The organism is Kiritimatiellia bacterium (genome assembly GCA_025054615.1).
GTDB lineage: Bacteria > Verrucomicrobiota > Kiritimatiellia > CAIVKH01 > CAIVKH01 > JANWZO01.
Genome location: JANWZO010000027.1, coordinates 1 through 25,901 on the forward strand (window position 1 = coordinate 1; position 25,901 = coordinate 25,901).

Below are 25,901 nucleotides of genomic sequence, written 5' to 3' on the forward strand. Positions count from 1 at the left end.
TATTACGAAAAGCTATGACAACACCGCTCTCCTCAAACGCCAAAGCCCGTTGTCGGTTGGACGAATACGACGGTCCGAAACCAAACGTACTTGCCCAAGCAGGAACAACCTTCCAGCTATAATGGATCCTTGTTGCAGCGATCGCTTCATGTCGAAGAATAGCCCCGACACTAACACGCAAGAGCTTTCTCCAGAATGCAGATGATAGAATCCCCAAAACTATCCTCCTGTGTTACCTGATTCTCAATTAGGTGAATGATGCGAATTAGGAGCGTTTATTCCGACTCACTTACGCTCCTGAGGAAGTGGGCCTTGCACCACCAACAAATCGTGAATGACTACTCGCCCATCTAGTACCGACCTCGGTTGCGAATACGATGCGTTCGAACCGGACGCCAGTCCCGCAAAAAAACTCCGGGCACGGACTCACACGAACTGCTCGAGCGCACCCGGTGGAACAGGTTTGGCACGATTGATTGTATGCACGACATTATCAACAAGCGGGGAATCCGCAAAATCCGTGACAGACTTCGAAATCACAGTTTCGACTCTCAAGCAATCATTCTATAGCGACAAAGCCACATTGAAACCGCTTCTTTCCCTTACGCCCAGATTCGCTCGCAGAATTTTCGTCGTAAGCCCGACCCTTCCCAAACTCTGCTCGAGACTCCCTTAAATCACTTTCCTCTCGCCATGACTCGCGCACCGGCTGAAGCGCAATTTCCATTGACACGGAAACTGCTGCGAGACACCGTGCAACGGGCAAAGAGGCGCGAAATGAGCATCAACCGGCATCTGGACCAATTCATGCGGGCTTTTCCCCACGAGGCCCTGACGTTCGACGACGTGTCGCTCGTGGCGGAATACGCCGATTTTCTGCCCGCGGAGGCCGACCTGACCACGCGCCTCTCGCGGAATATCCAATTGAATATCCCGTTCCTCAGCTCGGCCATGGACACGGTCACCGAGTCCCGCATGGCGATTGCGATGGCCATGCTGGGCGGCATCGGGATCATCCACAAGAATCTCACGATCGAGCGGCAAAGCGCGCTCGTACGCGACGTCAAACACCACCTGAACGGCCTGATCGTCTCGCCCGTCACTTTCCGCGACTCGCAAACCATCGAGGACGTCCACCGGACCCGTAAGGAAAAAGGCTATGCCTTCAGCGGATTTCCGATCCTCAATGACGAGGGGAGGCTCGTCGGCATCCTGACCTCCTCCGACATCAAGTTTGTTCGGGATCCCCGGACCCGCATTCGGGATGTGATGACCACGGCACTCATCACGGCGCCCCGCGGCACCACGCTCGAACAGGCCTATGAGATCATGGTGAAAAACAAAATCGGCAAACTCCCGCTCGTCGAAGATGGGCGGCTCGTCGGCCTTTACAGTTTCTCGGACGTCAGCACTCTCATTCAAAACATCCAGCCGCTGTACAACCGCGACGCGGAATATCGGCTGCGCGTCGGCGCGGCGGTCGGTCCGGCGGATCATGATCGCGTCGCCGCCCTCGCGCAGGAACATGTGGACGTGCTGGTCATTGATACCGCACACGGCCACAGCAAGGGGGTCCTTGAGATGACCCGCTGGATCAAGCAGCACTACCCCCACATCGATGTGATCGCGGGGAATATCGTGACGGGCGACGCTGCCATTGCCCTTCGCGACGCCGGCGCGGACGCTGTCAAGGTGGGCATCGGCCCGGGTTCCATCTGCACCACTCGCGTGGTCACCGGCGTGGGCGTGCCGCAAATCACCGCAATCTATCAGGTCGCGGAGGCGCTCGAGGAAACGATTCCGATTATCGCCGACGGCGGAATTCGCTACTCCGGCGATGTCACCAAGGCGATCGTCGCCGGCGCGCACAGTGTCATGATGGGGTCGCGCCTCGCCGGCACCGAGGAATCGCCGGGCGAAAAAATCATTTATCAGGGCCGCCAATACGTGGCCTACCGTGGCATGGGCAGCCTCGGTGCCATGCAAACCAACCGCGGAAGCCGCGAACGCTACGGCATCGCAGACACGCCGGACGACGACCTCGTCCCTCAGGGTATTGAGGGCATGGTCCCTTACGCTGGCACTGTGAAGCAGGTCCTCACCCAGTTTTGCGGAGGTCTGCGCGCGGCTATGGGATTCTGCGGGTGCCGAACGATTGAAGAGCTCCGCGCGCGCGGCAAGTTCGTCCGCATCACCGCCGCTGGCATCGCCGAAGGCCATCCCCACAATGTCACCATCACCAAAGAGGCGCCGAACTACCGAACCTAGCCTTCATCGGCATCTCCGCCGCGCGGACGGCCTTTTCTCGTACTTATAAAAGTCATCGCGGCAACTGCGATTTTGCTCGTTTGCGCGCCTAATGGCGGGATATGCTACACGGCGTTGCCGCGCGTCGCGGCCTTGCGCCCATGAACATGAATATGCTCCCCGACCTCCTCATCCTCCTTTTGGCCGCATCTGCAACGTTCCTCGCCGGGTGGTCGCTCGGCCGGGCCGCCGCCCGCCGCGCGGCATCCCATGAAACCAACGAATGGATCCGGCGCGCCCGAGACGCTGAAACACAGTCCGCCACACTGGAAGGCGAGGCACGCCAGCTCCAGGGCCAACTGGACACACTCCGCCGCGAATTCGAAGAGCTGCGAAACCGTCTGGACGCCGAACTGCAGGCGCGCGTCCGCGCCGAAACGCAGGCCCGCGAGGCAGCGGCCCGCCTAGAGGCGGAACGGAGCCTGCTGGACGACGCGCGGACAAAACTGTCCGACACTTTCAAAGCCCTCGCGGGCGATACTCTCGCTGCCAACACCGGCGAGTTTCTCAAACTGGCGCGCGCATCTCTCGAAAAGATTGTCGCCGACGCGCGGGGCGATATCAGCCAACGCCAGGCCGCCATCGACGCCCTCGTCCGGCCCATCTCGGAGACCCTCGCCAGAATGGAGTCCAACCTCCGCGAATTCGAAAAGAACCGCGCGGAATCCTTCTCCGGCCTCCGCGAACAGATCAATCAGCTCGTCTCCGCCCATCAACTGCTGCAACGCGAAACAGCCAACCTGGTCCATGCGCTGAAGACTCCCCAGACTCGCGGCCGCTGGGGCGAATTGACGCTGCGGCGCGTCGTCGAATTGGCTGGCATGACCCAGCACGTCGATTTTGAGGAGCAGGTCCACGTACAAGCAGAAGGCGAACGCGCACGAGCAGATCTAGTGGTCCGTCTCCCCAATGACCGCGCCGTCATCGTCGACGCCAAGGTCTCCATGTCCGCCTTTCTCGCCTCCGTCGAGAGCGATTCCGAAGAGGCGCGGGAACGGGCCCTTGTTCAGCACGCCCAGCAGATGCGCGCGCACGTGGACCAACTCGCAAGCCGCGAATACTGGGGAAAATACGAGCACTCCGCGGAATTCGTCGTGATGTTCGTGCCCGGCGAAGCCTTCCTGTCCGCCGCGGTTATGAAAGCGCCTGACCTCATCGAATATGCGCTTATGCGGAAGGTCATCCTCGCGACGCCTGCGTCATTCCTGGCCCTTCTCAAGGCCATCGCCTATGGATGGCGCCAGGCGAGCGCCGAGCAAAATGCGAAGGAGATTTGCGAACTCGGCCGACAGCTCCACGAGCGCATCGCCATCTTCATCGATCACCTCAACAACGCCGGTCAAAAACTCCGCAGCACCGTCGAAGCCTACAACCAGGCCGTAAGTTCGTTTGAGTCCCGGCTGATCCCCTCCGCCCGCCGATTGAGCGATCTCGGGGCGGCCTCGTCGCGCACACTGGAGAATCCCAATACCCTCACAGTGGTCCCGCGATCCCTCGAGCCGCCCGCCTAGGTTCGGCCACGCAGATCAGCCCTGTCCCGCCGTCTTCAGGATGATTTCAGCGGCGGCCCGGTCGCCGCCCGTTGCAACACGTGCTACGGGTTCTGGTGCAGTTTCAATCGCCTCTAACGCACTGCGAAGGTCGCCGCGGTACAACTGTTCTGCGGGAAGATGGACGCTGCGATAATACTGCCGAACCGCGGCCTCAAGGATCGGATACTCGCGAAAGTCCGTTCGTTCCACGTAGATGATAGGCTTCCCGTTGACCGCACAGTCGGAGAGCACGCCAAAACCCGGCTTCGTCAACACCGCGTCGCAACTGGCCAGAACATCCGCATAGGAAACCGCGCGCCGGTCGACAGCCCGAAAATTAGGCCCGTCCCATCGGAGGGGCAGAACGGTGAAAAACTCCCAGTCGACCAGACGGCTCACCGCGCGCAACGCGGCCTCTTCCCACGCCAACTCGGCGAACGACAAAAGCACCCACCGCTTCGAGGGGTCCGCGCCGGTCAGCGAAGCCAGCTCCCTCCGCCGCGGGGTACCTGGCCGCGCGGTGACGCCGATCTCCACGCGCCGCGGAAACGCCGCCATAGGCTCCGCAAACGGCATACGCATCAACAGGCTGCTCAGGGAATACCCGCGCCGGAAACGGGCAACGATTTCCGCCCAAGCCGGGTCGCGCGAAACAAACTCTTCGTAGATCCAGTCCCACCCGAAATTCCCCGCCGCCAGCGCGGGGATGCCCTCGAGGGCCGCCGCCTCGAGAGGAATCGACGGAATGTCGCAAACAACGGCGGCCGCCCCGCTCTCCCGCAAAAAGCGCCGCTCCTCCGCCAGAACCGCGTCGGCCCGCCGCAGCCACTCCACACACGCCGCCAGCGTTGCGGGCACATCCACGCGCACCGAATCGATCTGGACCATTCCGACGTCGAAGCGAGCGCGACGAAACGCACAGCGAAGCCCTCCAAGCCGCGCCTCCAGAAACGGCGCCGGAAGGTCCGACACCACGATCAGCGGAACTTCCGCGTCGGCCTCACGTACGGCGCGCAAAATGTCGCACGACCGCGCCCCGTGCCCGAACCCGTGCGACGTAATGTAATACACGACCGGAGAGGGCGCCTTCATCTCGCCAAGGTTCTGCCGGCGAGCGGCCCGGTTTTCAACGCTATTGTGGGACCTCGCGAAATGCCGGCACGGGGCTACCGAGCGCAAACCCTCCGCTGGGCCCTCGTCGTTTCACAGGGCGAGGAAATTCCATGCGATGGAAGCCGCGCCGAATTTTTCCATCGCATGGAATTTTTTCTGAAAATTTTTCCATGCTATGGAAATTTTCCCGAAAATTTTTCCATAGAATGGAAATTTTTCCGGCAGTTTTTCCATCGCATGGAAATTTTTCGGGCCGTTTTTCCATGCCATGGAAATTCGGACGCGTCGACCTCCTTGCGACGCTAAACGCTGCGCCACCACTCCCACTGAGGTCGCTAGAGGCTGCGCGGACGACGGTTCGCGCGTGTTGTCAGTCGAAGTCCGTCACTCGGCGGCGTTTGGCTTTCACGTCCGAGCGGCGGCGCTTTTCCTCCACCATCTGTTTTTTCTGAGCGCGGGATTTTTGGCGCGCTTGGCGCCTCGCTTTTTCGACCGCCTGCCGATGCGCGGCGAGCGATTCGCGGAGTGCGGTCTCCAACCGGTTGCAAAGCTCAATGCGGGCGAGGAGCCGATTGAGGGCCTGCGAGCGTTCGCGGGCCACCTTGATTTCCGTTCCAGACGGCTTGTGGATCAGGTGGACCGCGGAAGAGGACTTGTTCACCTTTTGGCCGCCAGGTCCAGGCGCTCGAATGAACCGTTCTTCCAAATCCGCCTCGCGGACGCCCAGCGACGCCAGGCGCTCGAGAACATCCATCCACTTTTTCCGCGAAGTCATGAGAGTTTTTGCCCGAGTTTCGGGCTTTCAGGAGCGGGTTGACAATCCCAAGCCGAGAGGCCATATCAAACGCTATGAAATCGACTCTTTCGATCGTTTTTATCCTGGTTTGCGGGTGGCTTTCGGCGCAGGCCGAAGTGATCAAGGTCGCCTCCTGCAGCATGCTGTCCGGGCCTCAGGCGAGCATGGGCGAAATGGTGAAGCTGGGGGTTCAACTGGCGATTGAGGAGGCGCAGCCGCGGTTTCGGGAAAAGGGCTTCGACCTTCAGTTCACACCGCAGGACGATCAGGCCATGCCCGATGTCGGGGTGGCGGTTGCCCGCCGGCTGGTCAACGACCCGGACGTCCTGGCGGTTGTCGGGCACTTCAATTCGGGGGTCAGCATTCCGGCGTCCGAGGTCTACAAGGATGGGAACCTTGTGATGGTTTCGCCCGGCAGCACGAATCCCCGCGTCACGGAGCGCGGATTGAAGAACGTCAACCGCGTCTGCGGTCGCGATGACGTGCAGGGGCCGGTGGGCGCCGAGTTCGCGGTGAACGATTTGAAAGCGAAACGAATTTTGGTGATTCATGACAAGACGGCCTACGGACAGGGCATTGCGCAGGCGTTCCGGGAGCGGGTGGTGGCGCTTGGGGGCGAGATCGTCGGCTTCATCGGAACGGAAGAGAAGACCAATTTCCAGTCGTTGATCCTGCAGATGCGCGCGCTCAAGCCGGACCTTGTGTATTTTGGCGGCATCTACGACCAGGGCGGCGTGTTGCTCAAGCAGATGCGCGAGCGGAGAATCGACGCCATCTTTATGGGTCCCGACGGGCTTGATTCATCGGCCTTCGTCGATATCGCCCAGAACGCCGCAGCGGGCGCATACTACACGTCGGTCGCGGGTCCGGTGGACAAATATCCTGCGGCCAAGGAGTTTGCCGAACGGTTTACGGCCCGCTTCGGACGGCCGCCCGAGGCCTTCGCGCTGTACGCATATGATGCGGCTCGGGTCATTCTCGCGGGCATCGAGGCAGCGATTGATCAAAACGGCGGACGCCGCCCGTCGAGGGCTCAGATTTCCGAAGCCGTACGAAATGTGAACATCGACGGGATCACGGGACCGATCGCGTTCAACCAGAACGGGGACCGTGTCTCCGCTGATTACTGGGTGATTCACTTCGCCGAGGCGAAATACCCCGGGACGCCGGTCAAATCCATCTCCTCTGCTCCACCGACGGCGAATTAACGCGCGGTCCATTGATGAGGACCGGCCCTGCGCCCGTGGTGAGTCAGCCACGGGCCATGGCTTCGCCGGCAATCCAGCCGGTTGTCCACGCGGCCTGTAGGTTGAATCCGCCCGTGAGGGCATCGATATCGAGCAGCTCGCCGGCGAAATAGAGTCCCGGACAGCATTTGCTCTGCATAGTTCGGAAATCGACCTCTTTGAGACTCACTCCGCCACAGGTGACGAACTCGTCCTTGAAAAGGCTCTTGCCCGCGGTCTCGAGCGACATTCGGTCGCAGGCGTCCGCGAGCCGATTGGCCTCCGCGTTGGAGAGGTGGCTCCACATCCGATCGCCCGGAATATTTGCGCGTTCGAGAATCCATTCCCACAGCCGTGCGGGAACGCGGATCAAGGGCCGCGCGACCAATGAACGCGCGGGATGCCGTCTGCGCTCTTCCGCGATGGCTTCGCGCCTCCGGCCCCGGCCGTCGGACTGCCAACAGACGTTTAGCGTCGTGCAATAGTCGCAGGCGGCGAAGGCCCGGGCGCCCCACGCTGAGAGCTTGAGAACAGCGGGCCCGCTGATGCCCCAGTGTGTAACCAACAGCGGCCCCGCCTGTTCCGGGACGGGCCCTTCAGCGGAGATCCGAGCGTCCGGAACAGAGATGCCCGAAAGTCGGTGAAGCGACGAATCGGGAATATGGAACGAGAACAACGAAGGCACGGGCTCCACGATGGTATGGCCGAGCGAGGCGGCGAGGCGGTATCCGGCCGTTGCCCTGTTGCCGCCAGTCGCCAGCAGGACGCGGTCCGCCTGCACGCGCTGACCCCGCTGCAGGTCCAGTTCGAATCCGCCGCCGGGAAACGAGCGAACAGATTCCACCGGCGTGCCGAGAAAAAGCTGCACGCCCAACCGCTCCGCCTCGCGCAGCAGGCACTGAACGATGGAAGCCGACCGGTCGGAAACCGGAAAGATCCGGCCGTCGGGCTCCACTTTGAGCCTAACACCGCGCGATTCGAACCACTCGACGGTATCCTTGGGCTGGAACCGGTGAAACGGGCCGATCAATTCCCTAGCACCGCGGGGATAGTGCTGCACCAGCCGGTCGATGTCGAAACAATGATGCGTCACATTGCAGCGCCCTCCCCCCGAAATGGCGACCTTGGCTAGGGGCTCAGGGCTCCGCTCGAAAAGAAGGACTTCGGCCCGGCGATTCTCTTCCGCCGCGCGGATCGCGGCAAAGAAGCCGGCAGCACCGCCGCCCGCGATAGCGATGCGCAAAGTCATACCTTCCTATAGCACGTTTGCTACTCCGTTGGCAGGCGCACTGCACGGGACTGGCGGCGATTGAGGGTGGACGTGACGCCGGCCGGTTGGGCAGATTCTTCCCATGCCGAAGATTGCGCGTGTGGTTCTCGACCTGGCGCTGGACCGGGAATTCGACTACCTCGTGCCGGACGAGCTTGACGGGCGGCTGGAGCCGGGAATGCGAGTTATCGTCCCGCTTGGCCGCCGGACGGCGAGCGGCTATATCGTAGGTTTCGCTGACTCTTCGGAATTTCCCGACCTCAAGCCGATCCATAAGCCGATTGGGACCAAGCCGCTCATTGAGCCCAACCTGATGAATCTGGCCCGATGGATTGCAGACTATTACGCGGCACCTGTCGAGCTGGCGATCCGTTCCGTTCTGCCCAGCGCTGTTCGGCAAACCGGTGCCCGGTTCAAGGAAATCTCCGTAGTCGCGCTTTCAGAAAAAGGCCGCGATGCCCTGGCCGTGGCAGAGCTCCGAAGGCGTGCGCCCGCACAGGGCCGGATCCTCGATGCGCTGGCCACAGAGCCGGTGCCGCTGCCCGAACTGCTCGTCAGGGCCAATGCCTCCTCCTCGACAGTCCGAGCCCTAGCCGCCCGCGGCTTCATCACGATCGGCAAGCGGGTTCTTCGCCGACGGGCGGATGCGCGTCATATCGTGGTGCCGACGCAACCGCCCCAACTGATGGAGCAGCAGGCGGCGGCCCTCGAGGTCATTCGCCGGAGCGTAGAACGACGCGAGCCGCCAGTCGTGTTGCTCCACGGCGTGACAGGAAGCGGCAAAACCGAGGTTTATCTACAGGCAATCGACCTTGTCCTCAAGCGGGGCGGCGGCTGCATCGTCCTGGTGCCGGAAATTTCCCTGACTCCGCAGACGGTCGATCGCTTTCGCGCGCGGTTTGGCGACACAGTGGCGGTTTTGCATAGCGAGTTGTCAGCCGGCGAACGCCATGATGAGTGGCACCGGCTTCATGACGGGGAGGCGAGGATTGCAATTGGGCCTCGCTCGGCGGTATTCGCACCCGTGCGAAACTTGGGGCTGATCGTCGTCGACGAGGAGCACGAGCACAGCTATAAACAGGAGGAGGCGCCTCGCTACCACGCGCGGGACGTGGCTGTCATGCGGGGCAAAATGGAAGGCTGCGCTGTTGTCCTGGGCTCGGCGACCCCCTCGATCGAATCGATATACAACGCTCAGATCGGCAAATATCAACTCGTCCGCATGCCGGCGCGCGTCGACCATCGGGACATGCCGGCGATGCGCATCGTCGACATGCGCCAGGAAATCGAAAAAGAGGGCCGGCTAAACGTCCTTTCTCGCGACCTGCGCGATGCGATCCGCGCACGGCTCGACAGGGGCGAACAAACCATTCTTTTTCTGAATCGGCGCGGCTTCGCGACCTCGCTTGTCTGCATCCGATGCGGCACGTCCTCGCATTGCCCGCACTGCAGCGTGAACATGACCTATCACAAGACGACGGAACGGCTTATCTGCCATATCTGCGGACTGCAACAACCCGTTCCCGATCGATGCCCCAACCCGTCATGCGCTGACCCGGGCTATAAGTTCTTCGGGATGGGCACCCAACGGGTGGAAGAGGCGCTTCGCAAGGTCTTTCCCCACGCGCGAATCGCGCGGATGGACTCTGACACAATGACCCGCAAGGACGCTTACCGAACGACTCTCGGGTCCTTTCGCGCCGGCCAGATCGACATTCTGCTGGGCACCCAGATGATCGCGAAGGGACTCGACTTCCCCGGTGTGACTCTCGTGGGCGTGGTAAATGCCGATCTCAGCCTGCACCTGCCCGATTTCCGGGCCGGGGAGAGGACCTTCCAACTGCTGACGCAGGTGGCCGGCCGTGCAGGACGCGGCGAACGTGCCGGCGAGGTCATTGTGCAAACGTTCACCCCATTCCATCCGGCCATTCAAGCAGCGCGGCGGCTCGATTTCGACGGCTTCATCGCCGAGGAATTGGAATTTCGGCGCGAGCTTGAGTATCCCCCGTTCACCCGACTAGTCCTGATGACGCTCTGCGGCCCTCATGAGGAAGCGGTCAAACTCGTTGGCGAACAATTCCTGAAGCGCTTCCTAGAGTATGTCGATACGCCGATCAAGACAGGTGGGCCTGCCCCTGCGCCGCTCGCCCGGGCCAAGGGCGAATTCCGATATCACATTGTATTTCGAGCGCCGTCTGCCCGAGCCGTCACAAAGCCCTTGCGAAAGGCCCTTGCCGACTTCAAGTGGCCCAAGGGGGTCTCCTGGTCAGTGGACGTGGACGCGATTTCCGTTCTGTAAAGCCCTCAAGTTATCGAACGCGCTACCTACAATTTGATTATTTCGATCGGCGTGGTAGTTTCTTACATCATTCAAAGCTGTATGCGATACTCTTTGACAGGAGAAATATGAAACCCATTGTCATTCAACAAGATGAGACACCCGTGATCCAGAAGACCAAGGAGCTCTGCCAGACCATTCTGGACCAGCCGGCCTATCAGCAGATTCGGCAGACGATCCTCGACTTTCTTTCCAATGAGTCGATGCGATTGCAGTATCAGCGGCTATGCGACCTCCAGGACGAATTGCACGAAAAACAGGAAAGCGGGCTTCCCATCACGGATGAGGATATTGCGGAGTTTGAACGCGAAGAGAACGATTTTCTTCGGAATCCCCTCGCCCAACGATTCATCGATGCACAGCGCGCGATGCACAAGGTGGAGCAAACCGTCGCCGCATACGTGCGCAAGACCTTTGAATTGGGCCGATTACCGACCGACGACGACTTCGGGCATGGCGGTTGCGGACCCTCCTGCGGCTGCCACTGATTCCCATTTTCGGCGTTCTCATTTCTCGCTTGATCAAAGTCGGCCGGTCCGCATAGTGGACGCTCATGAACCTCGTTGAAAGTCGATCTTCGAATTCTGCCGTTTCTCTTGGACTCGCCATCTTGGGCATCTTGCTGGGCGCGATCGCGATTTACGTGGCCTACAGCGGGCGTGGTTCAATGAGCGACTTTGACAGCCGCATTTCCGAACTCGAACAGAAGGTTCAGAGGCTCTCGGGTTCGACGGAAGAGTTGAGCGGCCAAATCCGCGGGTTACACCACAACACGAAAACCGCGCTTCAGAGCCTGGCGGACCAGTTGAATACGATCCGGCAGGAGCTCAAAACAGCGAGACCGCCAGCGGCGACTGTTTCAGCACCTCAACAAACCGGTGAAGCGGCAAACCAAGCTCCTTCGGCGGCGACCTCGGCATCGTCCGGCCGCACCTACACCATTCGAGCAGGCGACGTGCTCGCCAAGGTCGCACGGGAAAATGGCACGACGCTGGACGCCATTCTCAAGGCTAACCCGGGCATCAACCCGAATCGCCTGAAGGTCGGCCAGGTCATCAACCTGCCCTGACGCGGGTCAAGAAGTATAGGGCGATGTAAATTTTCGGATCGATGAGCTCGCCGGCTTTGCGGCGGGCGTCGAGCCAACCTTCTGCGCCGTCAAGGGGCATTTCCTCCACACGGATGTCCTCCGTTCCATCACCGCCACCTCTGCCCCGTTTCTCGAGATTCTCCGCGAGAAAGAACGAATAAAAATCGGGGGATCGGCCCGGCGACATCGGCCCATCGAAAAGGAACTCGATCCGCCCCGCCCAATATCCTGTTTCTTCCAGCAACTCGCGACGCGCCGCGTCGGCAAACGCCTCATCGTCGGACGCGGCGCCATCGCCCACCAGGCCGGCGGGGAGTTCCAGAACTCGCCTTTTCAGAGGAACACGGTACTGGTCAACCAGAACCAAGCGATCCTCCGGAGTTCGCGCGATCACGATTACGACGCCGCGGACGCGGCGGTGTTCGACATATTCCCAACCGGATTCGGAGACAAACCGGAGCCATTTTCCCTCACACAGCACGGTGCGCGGTGAGCGATCCTGCGGGGCAGTCATAGGTCGTCTCCCGGTTCGTTCTCGAGAAGCGTCTCGAGTAGGTCGATGGTGTGGTCAATGGCACCCCGTTTTTCAGCTACCACCCGGGCTGCGCGTTCCCCCAGCATCCGACGCCGCTGCGGGTTCGAAAGCAGCTCCGAACAGACACGCCGGAGACTTTGCAGATCGTTGACCTGCACAATCGCATCGGCCTGGCGGAAGTCCTCCACGACGCCGCGGAAATTCTCCATGTTCGGTCCGCAGAGGATCGCTTTTCCGAACGCGGCGGGCTCGATGGGATTCTGCCCGCCATGCTGGGTGAGGCTCTTGCCGATAAAAATCACGTCCGCGCAGGCATAGAGATCCTTCAGTTCACCGGTGGTATCCAGCAGGAAGACCTGCGGAGCGCCGCGCGACACCTCTGCCTCGAGCTGGGAACGCCTGACAAAAGACAGGGCGTGGCTGCGAATGGCCCGAATAATGTCCTCGGCCCGCTCGACATGGCGCGGTGCAAGGACCAGAACGAGGTTCCGGTGCCGGGTCTTGAGGCTTTTATAAACATCCAAAAGCGCGTCTTCCTCGCCGGGCCACGTCGAGCCGCCGAGCAGAATCATGTGGTTTTCCGTAATGCCGGCCCGCGCGAGGATCTCTCGCGCGCGCGATCCGGATGCCGGGTCAACAGATGCCACGTCGTATTTGGCGGAACCCAGCACTGCGATCCGGTGCCGGGGTGCGCCCAACGCAATTAGGCGATCGGCGTCCATCCGAGTCTGCGCGCAAAACAGATCGATCATCGGCAGGAGGCGCCGAGAGAAGAAGCGGAGCAAGCGGTAGCCCTTGAAAGAGCGATCGGACAATCTCGCGTTGACGAGCGCTATCGGAATCGCCCGTCCATGGGCCAAGCGGATCAAGTTGGGCCAAAGTTCGATTTCAACCAGGATCAGCGCGCGGGGTCGAATCGCCGTCAACGCGCGGTTGACGATGGGAGGCAGGTCCAAGGGGAAGTAGATAAGCACATCCTCGGGATGAATGCGGCGCGACGCGAGGGCGTATCCTGTCGACGTCGTCGTGGAGAGGACAAATCGGAGCTCCGGCCGGCGTGCCCGCCACTGCTCGATCATTTTGAAAGCAACAAACAGCTCACCAACGCTGACCGCGTGGATCCAAATAGGCTGAATTTGGGCCAGCCGCGACTGCAGATCGCTTCCATAACGGGCCAGGCGCTGCTCGAAATTTTTCCAATAGCCGCCGCGTCTCACCATCCTCGCGAGAAATCTGGGCAGCATCAATGCAAAGCCGATGACAAAGAGGATGTTGTAGAGGAACCACACCATCACAGCGTTCAACGTCGTGACTCGATGGGATTCTGTCAATCCGACAATGCTCAGGGGCGATGTTCAAGCGGGCGTCCCGGTAAGGGATCCGCATCACGCCTGAGGCTTTCGGCGGGTGATTTCGAACGCGACGCTCCGCGCGAAACGCAGCGCGCCGGGCTTGTCAACCGTCACTTTCGCTTCGACCACGCGTGGATGATCCAAGCAGATGGCCGCGATGCGTTCGGCGAGGGTCTCGATGAGATTGAAGGAACTCTTCTCAACCAGGCCGACGATGTTCTTCTTGATCTGTTTGTAATCCACCGCATCCGCGAGATTATCTGTGAGGCCCGCCTTCGAAAAATCACCCGCAAGCTCGACATTGATGATGACGTCCTGCTTGTCCCTGCGCTCTTCCGGATACACACCAATGATGCACCGAATCATGAGGTCGCGGATGTAGATTCGGTCCATGCTCATACGCCCTCCCCCAGCAAATGCTGGCCGCCGTCCACGAACAGGACCTGACCGGTGATCGACGGACTCTCCGCCAGATACAGGACCGCGCGTCCAACCTCATCCGGTGAGATCGGCGCGGCAGTTGGGATTTTACCCGCTCGCGCCCTGAGATAATCCTCGCCCTGACCCGGCGGCGGCAGTACGGGCCCCGGCGCAACCGCGTTGACGCGGATCCGCGGCGCCAGCGCCAGCGCTGCGGACCGGGTGAATTCGGCGAGCCCTTTTTTTGTCAACACATAGGGAATTCGCGCCGGGTCCATCGCGGCAATCCGCCGATCGAGCAAATTCACAACACAGCCCCTCGAGCATCGTTCTGCGAAAAATCGGGTCAACAGGATGGGAGCAAACAGATTCACGGCAAATTCCCGTCGCAGCGCTGCCGCATCCACAGCGGATAACGGGCAGGCATTGAATACTGCGGCATTATTGACCAAAACATGAATCGTTCCGGCGAGCTCAAAAGCGCGGTTGATCAATTTGCGGCAGCCGGTCTCCGAGGCAAGATTTGCGCGCACGCGCCACGCCTTTGTCCCCAAGTTTTCGAGTTCGCGGCAACAGGCGCGCGCAGCGTCAGAAGAGGCGTTGTAATGGACCACCACCCTGTAACCGGCCGACGCAAAGGCCCGGCAGATGGATCGCCCGATGCGGACCGCGCCGCCGGTCACCAGAACGGTCGGAGGAGGCGAAGCTTTCATCAATTTGGTATCGAAGTTTTTATGCAAGGATTACCGAAAAACAGCGAAATGGCTTTTGCCGCTTGTCGGATTATAATCGTGTCCATGCTTCAAATGCGAACTACCTTTTGGCTGGCCCTGCTCGCCTGCGCGGCATTCCCGTTAGCTCGCGCCGAGGATCAACCGGAGCCCCGCCCCGCTAGCGGCCCGGTGTACGTGATCCCGGTTGAGGGCATGATCGAACCGGCGCTGGTTTATGTGATTCGCAGAGGGATCATCGAAGCCGAACGAGAGCAGGCGTCCGCATTGATCCTCAGGATGGACACGCCCGGCGGCCGACTGGATGCCGCCACGGACATCGTGCGCCTGATGCAGCGCGCGAGAGTTCCGACCTACACGTTTGTGGAACGAAATGCCATCTCCGCCGGAGCGATCATCGCGCTTTCAACCAAACACATTTACATGGCGCCCGGCAGCGTGATCGGTGACGCCATGCCGATCATGATGACGCCGACGGGCGGTCCCCAGGAAATGCCGGCGGCGCTCGAGGAAAAGACAGTGTCAGCCGTGGCCGCGTTGATCCGCGCGGCCGCGCAGGAAGCCGGCCACGACCCACAACTCGCCGAAGCCATGGTTCGCCGTGAAATCGAATACAAGATCGGTGACGAGGTCATCAGCCCCAAGGGCCAGTTGCTGACCCTCACGAACGTGGAAGCCGAACGCGAGGTCGGACCTCCGGAATCGCGCCGCAAACTGCTTTCCAGAGGGACAGTGAAGGATATCCCAACGCTGCTGGATCAAATTGGGTTGTCGGGCTCGCGGGTTGTCGAGCTGCAGGTCACGTCCGCGGAGAGGATTGCGAGGTGGATCGCTGCAGCGGCGCCCCTTTTGCTAATGGCGGGTTTGCTGGGGCTGTACATCGAATTCAAAACTCCGGGTTTCGGTCTGCCTGGGTTGCTCGGCCTACTATCGCTCGCCCTATTTTTTTACGGCCACCACATCGCCGGGCTCGCCGGCATGGAAGACGTTGTGCTTTTCCTAATCGGGGTGGCTCTGATTGCCGTGGAAATTTTCCTGCTGCCAGGATTCGGATTCCCAGGCTTAATCGGCATCACTCTGGTTCTGTATTCCCTTCTGAGCGCGATGGCAGATCGAGTGCCGGATGGATCGTGGCTTCCCGATTTCCCAAATCTGCAGGGGCCGTTGATTAAACTATCATCCGGCATCTTGATGGCGGCTTTCGCAGGTGTGATCGTCGGACGATGGCTGCCGAAATCGCGGGCCGGTCATTGGCTGATCCTGGACCGATCCACGTCGTCCAGTCAGGGCTATACGGGTGATTTGGCTGACCGCTCACTGCTTGGGGCGGAAGGCATCGCGATCACGCCACTGCGCCCGGCTGGAGCGGCCGAATTCGGCGATCGACGCGTGGACGTCGTAACTCGCGGAGAATATGAGGAGGCCGGCGCGCGTGTGCGCGTGGTTGAAGTGAAAGGAAATCGGATCGTCGTGGAACCTGTCGGTGTCGGAAAGGTTTCGTCATGACATCTGCGACCCAGTTGTTTACCGCCTTCATCGCCATGGGCGTGATCCTCATCGCCCTGGAAATTATTGTTCCAGGAGGAATTCTCGGCGCATTCGGCGCCCTCTCCCTGTTGATTGCCATCGGAATGGGTTTCGTGGCGTTTGGACCCCAGGGAGGACTTCTGGCCGCGCTTTGCGTCGTCCTGTTCAGCGCCGCGGTTCTTGCAGCGTGGATCAAACTGTTTCCACACACCAAAATGGGAAAGATCCTCACTCTTCAGAAAGACGGGTCCACGTTCAAGAGCATCTCCCTAACACCGTCGCCGCTGATCGGAAAAGAAGGCGTCGCGCTCTCGAATCTGCACCGCGCGGGCATCGCGCTGATCGACGGCAAACGAACGGATGTACTATCGGAAACGGCGTTCATCGCGGCCGGAACCCCTGTCAAGGTCGTCAAAGTGGAAGGAAATCGGATAATTGTTAGAGAGATTCAGGCCACACCGCCGAAATCCAGTGGCGAACAAAAAGGCTCAGCGGTATAGTGCCGGCCCCTCGATGTATTGGTCGTCCAACGAAAGGAAGTGCCCATGTCAACTCTTTTGACCATTCTGCTGGTGATCGCCGCACTGACGGTTCTCGTCTTCGTCGGCCTGTTCTTTTCATTCCTCGGCACCTGGATACGCGCCCTGACATCCGGAGCGCCCATCAGCTTCTTCACTCTGCTCGCCATGACGCTCAGGCGCGTCCCACCGAAGGTCATCGTGGACGCACGAATCCAGCTTGCCAAAGCCGGGCTCAACCTCGATACCGACGCCCTCGAAGCCCACTACCTCGCTGGCGGCCATGTCAAACAGGTAGTCAATGCGCTGATCGCTGCGGATAAGGCCGGCATTGACCTCACCTTCCAGCGCGCGGCGGCGATCGATCTCGCTGGGCGAGATGTCTATGATGCCGTCCGCACCAGCGTCAACCCCAAGGTCATCGACTGCCCGGACCCGAGCAAGGGCACTGCGATGCTCGATGCAGTGGCCAAGGACGGCATCCGCCTGCTCGTTAAAGCGCGCGTCACGGTCCGCGCCAATCTGGACCGCCTCGTGGGCGGCGCCACGGAGGATACGATCATCGCCCGCGTCGGCCAGGGCATCGTCAGCGCGATCGGTTCGTCGGAAACCTACAAACACGTGCTCGAAAATCCCGACCATATTTCGCGCAAGGTGTTGAACAGCGGATTGGACGCGCAAACCGCGTTTGAAATCGTATCAATCGATATTGCCGATGTGAGCGTCGCGGGCGTCAGCGGGGCTCGCGAGGTCGCCAACGTCGGCGCCCTGCTCGAGACCGAGCGCGCCGAGGCCGATAAGAAACTTCGCCAGGCCGAGGCCGAAGGCCGACGTGCCATGGCGATCGCCTACGAACAGGAAATGCGCGCCCGTGTTCAGGAAATGCAGGCTAAGGTGATCGAGGCCCAGGCGCAGGTGCCGCTCGCCCTCGCCGAGGCGCTTCGCAAGGGCAATCTCGGCGTGATGGACTTCTATCGCATGCAGAACATCATGGCCGATACCAGCATGCGCGAGGCGCTCGCGGAAGGCGACGACAAGGATCGGAAGCAAGATAAATCCACCTGATATTTTCCGGACGGCGCGCCGTGCGGACAATGGCGCGCCGGCCATGCCATGCCCGTCATCATGCCATTGGCCGCAGGGATCGGGATCGAAGAGCTGATCTGGCTCGTGATCCTGATCATTTGGGGCATCGCTCAAACCCTGCAGAAAGCGCGCGAAGGCCGGCGCGCCCCTCCCCGGCCTCCGCCCGCATCCCGCCCCAGTCCAGCAAGCCCGCTCGATGAAGAGCTGCGGGAACTGCTGGAACAGCTTTCCGGCCGGCCTTCGCCTCCCACCGCGGAGCAGAGATACGAGGAAGTGGAGGTGGAAACAGAACCGGCCGAGCCGGCGCCTCCTCCCCCGCGCCCCGCCGCCCCGGAGTTTCGACCGCCTCCACTTGTCGTTACACCGCCCGTGATGTCCTTCCCTGTCACAGCGCCGGCTGCCCCTTCATATCCATCGACCCTGAATTTGGAAGGGAATCAAATGACGCTCTCCGGCGTCTCCACATCGCAGCCGGATGAAACGTCGGGTCGAACTTTGCTTCGCTCCGCCCTAAATGCGCCCGGCCTGTCGATGCGGATGAAGTCGCTTCATTTCAAGGGAATGTCGAGGCTTCTGTCATTCAATCCGAGCGCGACCCGAGGCCCAGCGCTTGTCGCCGCCCGCGATCTTCGCAACAAACGCGCATTGCGGCGAGCAATGCTGACCAAGTTCATTCTCGATCCGCCCCGAGCCTTGAACATGCTCGACAGGCCCGTTTGACTCTCTTCTCGGCCAAACACAGCGCTCGCATGAAGCACCCCCGTTGTCATGTCACCGCGCCAGTGCCGTTCCCTAACGAACTCAGCTCCTCGACGGCGCGCGGTTTGTGTGTTCCGGCATACCTGATCGGGCGCCGACTGCGCGTGTAAGAAACCGCGATCTCGCGGGTGAGGCAGCTAGCCCGTTCTCCTCCGTGATGGTGTTGGGCACCAAGAGGTCACATCGATGGACCGGCTGCCAGGTCAAAAGGAAGTGACAAGATCCGTCCGACCGCCACGACTCGCCGCTCGCAAAGACTCGCAATACTCAAGAATCCAACTAATCTTAGATCGATGAGACTCCTGTTGATCCTCATAATTCTGTTCATTCTCCTGTTTGCGTTGGCGCTCTTCCTGCAGGCAAGGCTAAGAAGGCGGATCCCAGACGCTCAGTCCATCTATGAAAAGGCGGAAAGCCTGATGACGCCCGCCGAGCTGGCTTTTTTCCGGGCGCTTGAAGAGTCGGTCACGGGGCGTTTCCGACTGTTTTCCAAAGTGCGTTTAGCCGATCTGGTCCGCATCAAAGGCGCCGATAACCGTGGTCAGTGGCAAGCCGCCTTCAACGTGATCGCGAACAAACACGTAGATTTCGTTGCGGTCGACCCGTCGGATATGTCGATTCGGTTCGTCGTAGAGCTGGACGACCGAAGCCACCGCAAATCGTCACGGCAGTCGCGAGACGAGGCAGTGGACCGAATTCTGACCGGGGCCGGAATCCCCGTCATCCGTTTCCCGGCAAGCTCAGGATATTCGACACAGCAGATCCGTTCGCAACTCTTAGCCGCGGAAAGACAACAGTAGGCCTATCGAGGCTGGCACGATTGACGGGCTGACGAGCTCTCCGCTATAAACGGAGCTCGCGCCGGAGTGGCGGAATGGCAGACGCGCCGGACTCAAAATCCGGTACCCTCAAAAGGTGTGTGGGTTCAAGTCCCTCCTCCGGCACCAATCCCATCCGAGACCGACCTCCGCATCGAATCTGCTTTCTGTTAGCGGCCCGTTGTTTTGATCGCCAGGCGCGGCCACATCTTTTGCCTTCCCTTTTCTCTCTCTGCGAATTCTGCTAGTTGTCCCTACTGGAGGTTTCCCATGAGCGTGGAAGGATACATCGGAATCGACGCAGGCACCCAGGGTCTCACCGCCGTTTTTACGGACCGCGACATGCGCGTCCTCGCATCCGGCGATGGCCATTATGAAATGCTCCCCGGCCTGCCGGCCGGATGCTATGAGCAACGCCCTGAAGACTGGGAGGCGGCTCTGTCGGCTGCCATGGCCTCGCTGCGGAGCGAGCTTGACCGCAAGCACCCCGGCTGGCGGGTCCGCGCCATCGGCATCTCCGCGCAGATGCACGGCGAGGTCATCGCCGATGAAGCCGGCCGCTCAGTCGGTCCAGCGCGTCTCTGGTGCGACAGCCGGAATGAGGCGGAGGCTCACGAGCTGACCCGGGCGCTAAACGTCAAAATGCCCAAACGCCTGACCGCGACGCGCTGGCTGTGGACCCTTCGAAATCGTCCCGAACTCGCCAATCGTGCCGCGCACCTGACCACGCCCGGCGGTTGGCTGGCTTATCGCCTGACCGGCCGTTGGACGCTCGGCATCGGAGACGCGGCGGGCATGTTCCCGATCGATCAGGCGACGCTCAACTACTCCCAGCAAGCGCTGGCGACCTATCGGTCAATCGCCCCGGCGGGTGCGCCCCCCATCGAGAAACTTCTGCCCATCCCCCTCCGTGCGGGCGAGGACGCAGGCGCCCTGAATAGCGTCGGCGCGCGACTCACCGGACTGCCGGAAGGCATTCCCGTCGCCCCCGCCGAAGGCGACCAGCCCGCCGCGCTCGCCGGGTCGCTCATCGGCGAGGCCGGTATGGTCTCGCTGAGCCTTGGCACCTCCATCTGCGCTAACGCCGTCGGCGACCGGCCTTTCAAGGGCGTTCACGCCGCGATCGATCATTTCTGCGCTCCAGACGGCAAGCCCATCAACATGGTCTGGCTTCGAAACGGCACGACCTTTTTGAACACGGTCATCGACCTCCTCGGCTCTGCGCTGGACAAGCGTTCCGCCCGCTTCGGAGCCATCATGCCTGAGCTTCTCAACGCCGCTCCGGACTGCGGAGGCGTCGCGGCGCTGCCCTTCCTCGACGATGAACCTGGCCTCGGTGTCGGAAGGGGCGGACTCGCCCTCCTCGCCGGTTTGACCGCCGCCAACGCTTCGCGGGGAAATCTCGCCAAAGCGGCTCTTCTCGCCACGCTTTATAACCTTCGAAATGGAATCGAAGCCCTAGACGCCCAGGGCTTCCCGAGAACCCGCCTGATCCTTTCGGGCGGGCTGCTTCGAACTCCGGAGATCGGCCAGATCGTCGCGGATGTTTTGAACACCCCGGCTGCCATTTTGGAGAGCGCATCCGAAGGATGCGCGTGGGGCGCCGCTCTACTGGCCAAATACCGTGACGTTCGACTGCAAGGCGACACCCGCACGTGGGCAAGCTTCCTGGAAGATCATTCCACAGGCCATTCAATCGAATTCAAACCCAAGCCGGATACGGCCGCGGCCTATTCCGTCGGTTATCGGAAACACCGCAAGCTGCTCGAGATCGTCAGCAACCTGGACGCCGCACTGGCTGACTGACCGATGCCTATCCGTAGGCCTAACGCTGCGGGTCGCGCCGCTTGATGACCGACACACCCGGCCGGTAATCTAATTAGCGAAGGCATTACCTTTTTGCCGGTGCGATCAAACCGGGTTGGCAGCGGGCCCGTGCCTTTAGGTCCGCGCACACGAAATCCGACGCTCGCTCACACGCGTGTGCTGGAGGGTCGAGTTCCACGCCGACCTTTTCCCCGCCTGGAGGGTCGGGTTCCATCCCAACCCGTATTCCTAATATGGAGGGTCGGGTTCCACCCCGACCTAATCCGCATCTAGGGGCCGGCTTCCACGCCGACCGCATCCGCCCCTTCTCGCTATGAGCTCCTTTCGATCGAGATCGCAACAGGACATTTTCAACGGGTCATGACACCCCTCTATCTGAATTTGAAAACAACTGCGGACCTCCGTATCTCTACGAATCGTGCCAGACGCTTCTTCACCTCGAGACCCCACCGCAAAACCTTTTCCCCGGCTCGTCGAACGCCAACCGATGGCTCCTAACCATTCCCGACCACTATTCATCAGGGCGCTGCAGCGAATCGCCCTCGCCATCTTGGCGACAGCTCTGTTTCTGGGAATTTCGGAGTTCGTATTGGCAGCATCCGGCTTCAGGCATAAGCCTCGGGAGAAAGTCCTCTTCAAGCCGACGATCGCCGGATTCATCCGCACCATGGAATATCTTATCCCGACCCACTTTTCGCCGCCCGGCTATTTGTGGATTTCGCAGCCCGATACCCTACAGACGGACCGATACGGGTTTCGAAAACCGGAAATTCCGTTTGAAAAGCCACCCGGGAAATATCGCATCGCCTTCCTGGGCGGATCGACAACCCAGGGCGCAAACCGGCCCTACCCCGAGCGTACCGTGCGCCTCCTAAATGCTTCAGTTGGCGCACATTTCTTTGAAATGCTCAACATCGCCTGCTCGGCCTACTCGACTCACCAAAGCCTGATGGCCCTGGAACGCTGGGGACTTCCCCGTAAGCCCGACCTGGTCATCATCTACCATGGCTGGAACGATGCCAGCGTGGCGTCCGATGGCTATCCCGACCACCGCAAAGACAAATGGATGCCCACCGACGGCCATATCGCGACCAACGTGCCGCTCCGCCGCTGGATCGCTTCTCTCCGTCTGTATCAGGCCCTGTCACTCGCCCTTGAAAAGCTGGATGCAGATTGGCCGCAGCTCCGCGTCCCGCCCGACCAGTTCGAGTCCAACCTAGAAAAAATGGTTAGAATGGCACGCGACGCCGGCGCCCGAGTAATGGTTTTCACCCGTCCCGCCTCGCACCGCCGTCCCCTGCCCGACGTAACGCCCATCGCGGCGCTCGCCTACAAAAAAGCCGGTTTCCCAGATGACCCGGAAGAGCGGTACAAGGCGATCCACCAAACCTATACCGCCATCCAGCGCCGCGTCGTCGAACGAAATCCAGGGGCGGAACTCTTCGACGCGAGCGCCGTCCTGGACCGTATTCAGGCCCGCCACGCAGCCGGCGAATTCGGACCCGATATCGAGATCTTTTACCGCGACGCCATCCATATTACGGAGTTTGCCGAGCAGCTTCTGGCCGAGGAACTGGCCTGCGCCATCGCACCCGAACTCGCAGGTCGAATTCGCTTCATCGTCAATTCTGACCGCTACCACTTTCTTATGGCCGAACAATTTCTCGACGACATGCAGGTGTTTGAAGCCGCCTGGCACGCAAGAACCTGCATCCAGCTTGCCGGCGGTTCCCACCCGGAGGCGGAAAAAATTCTTCGTCAGGCCGAGGAGCAATTCGAATTCGTGCGCCTGTTTCGCGAGGGCCGGTGGGGCGGAGCGGACGGCGATTTCGACACCAAACTTCGAAAATTGCAAAAATGCCTGTCGATGCGTCCTTCCGATCTGGGGGTCTGCCTGCAAATCTTTCGGTTGCATATCTACATGAACCGCCTCGCAGACGCCGCGCAGGCCATGTCGGGTTTCCAGCCGGCAAACGATCGGGACGAATACCAGTGGCGCGTCTTCACCCTGCAGTCGCACAAGGCCGCCGGCCGATGGAGCGAAGCGGTCCAAACAGCACGAAGAATTCTCGAATTGCGGCCCGATGACGCCGAAGCCCGAGACATTGTGGATAAATATTCGAGCCGAATACCCGAACCCTCGAAATCCTGACTTTTTCCATTTCGGCCCCTGCAATGTCGGCGTCGAACGAACCCCGGGGCAGAAAACTTTCCGGATCGTTCCCCGGGCCCGATTCAAAGCCACATGCAGTTTATCGACATTTCCTTACCGGGTCCTGCGCAGATAATGGATCCCATCATAAGGAGAACTTTATGTAACCAAACCATGCTCCAGAGGCTGATCTCTGACTCGGACGCACTGCGCACTTGCTCCTATGCGCCGAAACCGGTTCACGCCATCCGCAGCGCCGCCATCGCGACGCGGATAGTTCCAAAGAGCGGAAACCCCAGGAGTCAGCCCACGCGGCAATCCACGAATCCGCTTCCTTGCTTGGCGCGGCCCACGCGCCAGCAAGGGCCTGTCCATTAAACGGCGAAGGGGGCGGCGGGTCGAGAAATGGCCCTTCTACAAGAACAGAGCGTACCGTTCAATTCTAAGTATTCAGTATCAGGACTTTGATCTCGTTAGATGTCGATAAAACTCAATCACATTCGCTGTATCTTCGAGGCCGATCCTCTGGAAGGATTTTTAAGCTCGGCGAACTTAAGAAAACAGATCCTGGCGCCTAAATACTGCGTATCGCGTCCGCGAGGCCTTTTAGATACTGTTCCAAGGTGAAACGTTCCAGGAACCGGGCCCGCAGCAGCTCCGCGTCGTTGACCGCTAGCGAGCGAATGATTTTTTCGGCCAGTTGCTGGGGCTGTCGCGGCTCCACCAAACCCGTATACTGAGGTGGAAGAATCTCGGGGATGGAACGCCAATTCGAAGCCACGATCGAGACTCCGAAGGCCATCGCCTCCACGATCACCAGTCCAAAGCTTTCTGCTTCGTAGTAGGTGGGAAAACACAGGCAATCAGCTTCGCGCAAGGCATCCGACTTGGCCTCGCCCGAAACGAACCCAATATATTTGAACTGCAAAAATCGAGTTTCCGCGCCGCATGGAGTCGGGATCCCGGCGTCTCCCCCCGTCAGTGCGGCAACAACCGGCGCCGGCAGCGCGACTTCCTTTTGCGATGCCAGACGGGCTTCGAACTCCGCCTGCTCCTGCGCCTGCATAAAACCTCCGGCGACAGTCAGTTGCACACGGATCGGACATCGGCGTTCTTCCAGTTCCGAGTTTGCCAACTCGACGGCATCCATCGTGTCGAACAACCCTTTCACGCGCGTGCAATGTCCAAGAAAGAGCACTTTGAAGATGTGAGGATCGCCGCCCGCCTTTTGAGCCTCCTCGGCCGTCGGCATCTCCCCCGAAAGCAATCGGTCCCGTGCGAGAGCGCGGGCCCGGCGGCGAGGTAACACGGCCGTCGCGAAATCAGGACACGGGTCGGGAATCCCGTTGGGTACCACTCGGATTTGATTTGGCGTGAGTGTTTCAGCATCTCGCCGATTGGACTCGGCCAGTACGATACTCAGGTCGACCCCCCGGTATGCTCGTTTCGTTAGCGCGCGAGCCAACCAAGATGCCTCTTTTTCAAGCCATTCAGCCAATCCGGCAGCGTGCCAGTGAAAAACGATTTTTTTGAAGAAAAAGCGGCAAATCCCCATGACGATCCAGTCCCGCATCAGGGCGGAACGTTTGCCGGGCGCCGGCACGAAGTAAAGCGTCGCCGCGCCATACCTGTATCGGCACCAGATCGCCTCACAGCAATACTTCAGCAGGGGCAACAGCTTGCCGAAACGGGTCGAGCCTACGTCTTCGAGGTCGCGCGACAGGCGCGCGTTCACGTGATAGCATTCGATCCCGTACGGATTCGAAAGCCTCTCGGAGGACTCGCGGTCTCGGGAATCGCGCCGGTCGCCGCCGAACCCATCGATCATCAGTTTCACCATGTAGCTCTGTCCGTGGTGCGGCGGCGGCGTATGCGCAAAAACGACCAACTTCATCGGGCCTCATTCACTCTCCCCCCAGAGCCTCCTCATCGGGGGCGAAATTAAAGCCAAACGATGTGCCCGACAAGCCCGAACGCGCCATACGACCGGCCCGTCCTCAACAACGCCCCGAGTCTATTTCAAGCGATCTGGCGCGAGAGTAGCAGTTGCCGATGGCCCTCACCTTCCCAACAGCTTACTGCACACCACCAACAACTCCCGAATCAACCTAATGGGACTAACATACAAATTTCGATCAGAACTCCGGATCGACACCGCCACTCAAGACATCGCCGGCTATCACCACTGCGAGTCTCCGGTGCCCGTCGACATCACCCCCATCCTCCATGCGGGAGACGACGCGCCCACTAAGGGCGCGTCCCCGAGCGCCAGCGAGGGCCAATCCGCCATCCGGCGCACGCCGCGTGGCGGATCGTGCAATTGCCTTTCGGCTCTTAGGTCCTTTCGGACTGCTTGATTTCTTGCAATCCGGCCGGGCTCCCTACGTGCCGTCTCAATTGCCTTTCGGCTCTTAGGTCCTTTCGGACTTGTTTTACCAGTGCCACGCGTGGACCGACGCCGACGAGCTGTTGTCTCAATTGCCTTTCGGCTTTTAGGTCCTCTC

At 60.5% G+C, this 25,901-nt stretch carries 21 protein-coding genes and 1 tRNA gene; 14 read left to right on the forward strand and 8 right to left on the reverse strand.

What is annotated here, in order from left to right; genetic code table 11:
* Window positions 1-807: 807 nt before the first annotated feature.
* Together guaB and rmuC are read left to right on the forward strand one after the other, a co-directional pair.
* On the forward strand, window positions 808-2,268 hold the full coding sequence (gene guaB / locus NZ740_09975; protein ID MCS6772334.1) for an IMP dehydrogenase: 1,461 nt from the start codon (window positions 808-810) through the stop codon (window positions 2,266-2,268).
* Window positions 2,269-2,414: 146 nt separating this feature from the next.
* Window positions 2,415-3,818 (forward strand): DNA recombination protein RmuC, encoded by a 1,404-nt coding sequence (gene rmuC / locus NZ740_09980; GenBank protein ID MCS6772335.1) that lies wholly within the window; start codon window positions 2,415-2,417, stop codon window positions 3,816-3,818.
* 15 nt (window positions 3,819-3,833) lie between these two features.
* Here the strand turns inward: rmuC and NZ740_09985 are convergent, their stop codons facing one another.
* Together NZ740_09985 and NZ740_09990 are read right to left on the reverse strand one after the other, a co-directional pair.
* Complete coding sequence (locus NZ740_09985) at window positions 3,834-4,931, reverse strand: hypothetical protein (protein ID MCS6772336.1); 1,098 nt, start codon at window positions 4,929-4,931, stop codon at window positions 3,834-3,836.
* A gap of 391 nt (window positions 4,932-5,322) precedes the next feature.
* Window positions 5,323-5,727, reverse strand: a complete 405-nt coding sequence (locus tag NZ740_09990; protein MCS6772337.1) for a peptide chain release factor-like protein — start codon at window positions 5,725-5,727, stop codon at window positions 5,323-5,325.
* A 74-nt stretch (window positions 5,728-5,801) separates the two neighbouring features.
* Between NZ740_09990 and NZ740_09995 the strand changes: the two genes are divergently transcribed.
* Window positions 5,802-6,956, forward strand: a complete 1,155-nt coding sequence (locus NZ740_09995) for a branched-chain amino acid ABC transporter substrate-binding protein (GenBank protein MCS6772338.1) — start codon at window positions 5,802-5,804, stop codon at window positions 6,954-6,956.
* Window positions 6,957-6,999: 43 nt separating this feature from the next.
* On the opposite strand, the gene NZ740_10000 is transcribed toward NZ740_09995, so the two are convergent.
* Window positions 7,000-8,223, reverse strand: a complete 1,224-nt coding sequence (locus NZ740_10000) for an NAD(P)/FAD-dependent oxidoreductase (protein MCS6772339.1) — start codon at window positions 8,221-8,223, stop codon at window positions 7,000-7,002.
* Window positions 8,224-8,326: 103 nt separating this feature from the next.
* Between NZ740_10000 and priA the strand changes: the two genes are divergently transcribed.
* The 3 genes from priA (at window position 8,327) to NZ740_10015 (ending at window position 11,651) form a co-directional block, all read left to right on the forward strand.
* Complete coding sequence (gene priA, locus NZ740_10005) at window positions 8,327-10,543, forward strand: primosomal protein N' (GenBank protein MCS6772340.1); 2,217 nt, start codon at window positions 8,327-8,329, stop codon at window positions 10,541-10,543.
* Between the two features lie 107 nt (window positions 10,544-10,650).
* Window positions 10,651-11,070 carry a YlbF family regulator gene (locus NZ740_10010; protein MCS6772341.1) on the forward strand — a complete coding sequence of 140 codons (420 nt, stop codon included), beginning with the start codon at window positions 10,651-10,653 and terminating at the stop codon, window positions 11,068-11,070.
* Between the two features lie 65 nt (window positions 11,071-11,135).
* The gene (locus tag NZ740_10015) at window positions 11,136-11,651 is read left to right on the forward strand and encodes a LysM peptidoglycan-binding domain-containing protein (protein ID MCS6772342.1); all 516 of its coding nucleotides are present in this window, start codon (window positions 11,136-11,138) and stop codon (window positions 11,649-11,651) included.
* Here the strand turns inward: NZ740_10015 and NZ740_10020 are convergent.
* Genes NZ740_10020 through NZ740_10035 form a run of 4 tightly spaced genes read right to left on the reverse strand, consistent with a single transcriptional unit; the run spans window position 11,638 to window position 14,692 of the window.
* Window positions 11,638-12,186: an NUDIX hydrolase gene (locus NZ740_10020; GenBank protein MCS6772343.1), complete on the reverse strand. Its 549-nt coding sequence runs from the start codon at window positions 12,184-12,186 to the stop codon at window positions 11,638-11,640. The genes NZ740_10015 and NZ740_10020 overlap by 14 nt on opposite strands.
* Window positions 12,183-13,538, reverse strand: a complete 1,356-nt coding sequence (locus NZ740_10025) for a 3-deoxy-D-manno-octulosonic acid transferase (GenBank protein ID MCS6772344.1) — start codon at window positions 13,536-13,538, stop codon at window positions 12,183-12,185. Before NZ740_10025 ends, NZ740_10020 begins: the two co-directional genes overlap by 4 nt.
* A gap of 54 nt (window positions 13,539-13,592) precedes the next feature.
* Window positions 13,593-13,958 (reverse strand): dihydroneopterin aldolase, encoded by a 366-nt coding sequence (folB, locus tag NZ740_10030; protein ID MCS6772345.1) that lies wholly within the window; start codon window positions 13,956-13,958, stop codon window positions 13,593-13,595.
* Window positions 13,955-14,692: an SDR family oxidoreductase gene (locus NZ740_10035; GenBank protein ID MCS6772346.1), complete on the reverse strand. Its 738-nt coding sequence runs from the start codon at window positions 14,690-14,692 to the stop codon at window positions 13,955-13,957. Before NZ740_10035 ends, folB begins: the two co-directional genes overlap by 4 nt.
* Before the next feature lie 84 nt (window positions 14,693-14,776).
* On the opposite strand from NZ740_10035, the gene NZ740_10040 reads away from it, so the two are divergent.
* The 8 genes from NZ740_10040 (at window position 14,777) to NZ740_10075 (ending at window position 23,397) form a co-directional block, all read left to right on the forward strand.
* Window positions 14,777-16,216, forward strand: coding sequence for a hypothetical protein (locus NZ740_10040; GenBank protein MCS6772347.1), 1,440 nt, complete (start codon window positions 14,777-14,779; stop codon window positions 16,214-16,216).
* The gene (locus tag NZ740_10045) at window positions 16,213-16,737 is read left to right on the forward strand and encodes a hypothetical protein (protein ID MCS6772348.1); all 525 of its coding nucleotides are present in this window, start codon (window positions 16,213-16,215) and stop codon (window positions 16,735-16,737) included. The genes NZ740_10040 and NZ740_10045 overlap by 4 nt, the downstream gene beginning before the upstream one ends.
* A gap of 39 nt (window positions 16,738-16,776) precedes the next feature.
* On the forward strand, window positions 16,777-17,820 hold the full coding sequence (floA, locus tag NZ740_10050; protein ID MCS6772349.1) for a flotillin-like protein FloA: 1,044 nt from the start codon (window positions 16,777-16,779) through the stop codon (window positions 17,818-17,820).
* 48 nt (window positions 17,821-17,868) lie between these two features.
* The gene (locus NZ740_10055; GenBank protein ID MCS6772350.1) at window positions 17,869-18,561 is read left to right on the forward strand and encodes a hypothetical protein; all 693 of its coding nucleotides are present in this window, start codon (window positions 17,869-17,871) and stop codon (window positions 18,559-18,561) included.
* 344 nt (window positions 18,562-18,905) lie between these two features.
* Window positions 18,906-19,400, forward strand: a complete 495-nt coding sequence (locus NZ740_10060) for a DUF2726 domain-containing protein (GenBank protein MCS6772351.1) — start codon at window positions 18,906-18,908, stop codon at window positions 19,398-19,400.
* 60 nt (window positions 19,401-19,460) lie between these two features.
* A tRNA-Leu gene (locus tag NZ740_10065) sits at window positions 19,461-19,547 on the forward strand.
* 141 nt (window positions 19,548-19,688) lie between these two features.
* Window positions 19,689-21,224, forward strand: coding sequence for an FGGY family carbohydrate kinase (locus NZ740_10070; protein ID MCS6772352.1), 1,536 nt, complete (start codon window positions 19,689-19,691; stop codon window positions 21,222-21,224).
* Window positions 21,225-21,732: 508 nt separating this feature from the next.
* The gene (locus NZ740_10075) at window positions 21,733-23,397 is read left to right on the forward strand and encodes an SGNH/GDSL hydrolase family protein (GenBank protein ID MCS6772353.1); all 1,665 of its coding nucleotides are present in this window, start codon (window positions 21,733-21,735) and stop codon (window positions 23,395-23,397) included.
* Window positions 23,398-23,971: 574 nt separating this feature from the next.
* Here the strand turns inward: NZ740_10075 and NZ740_10080 are convergent.
* On the reverse strand, window positions 23,972-25,291 hold the full coding sequence (locus tag NZ740_10080; protein ID MCS6772354.1) for a glycosyltransferase family 4 protein: 1,320 nt from the start codon (window positions 25,289-25,291) through the stop codon (window positions 23,972-23,974).
* Window positions 25,292-25,901 lie beyond the last annotated feature (610 nt).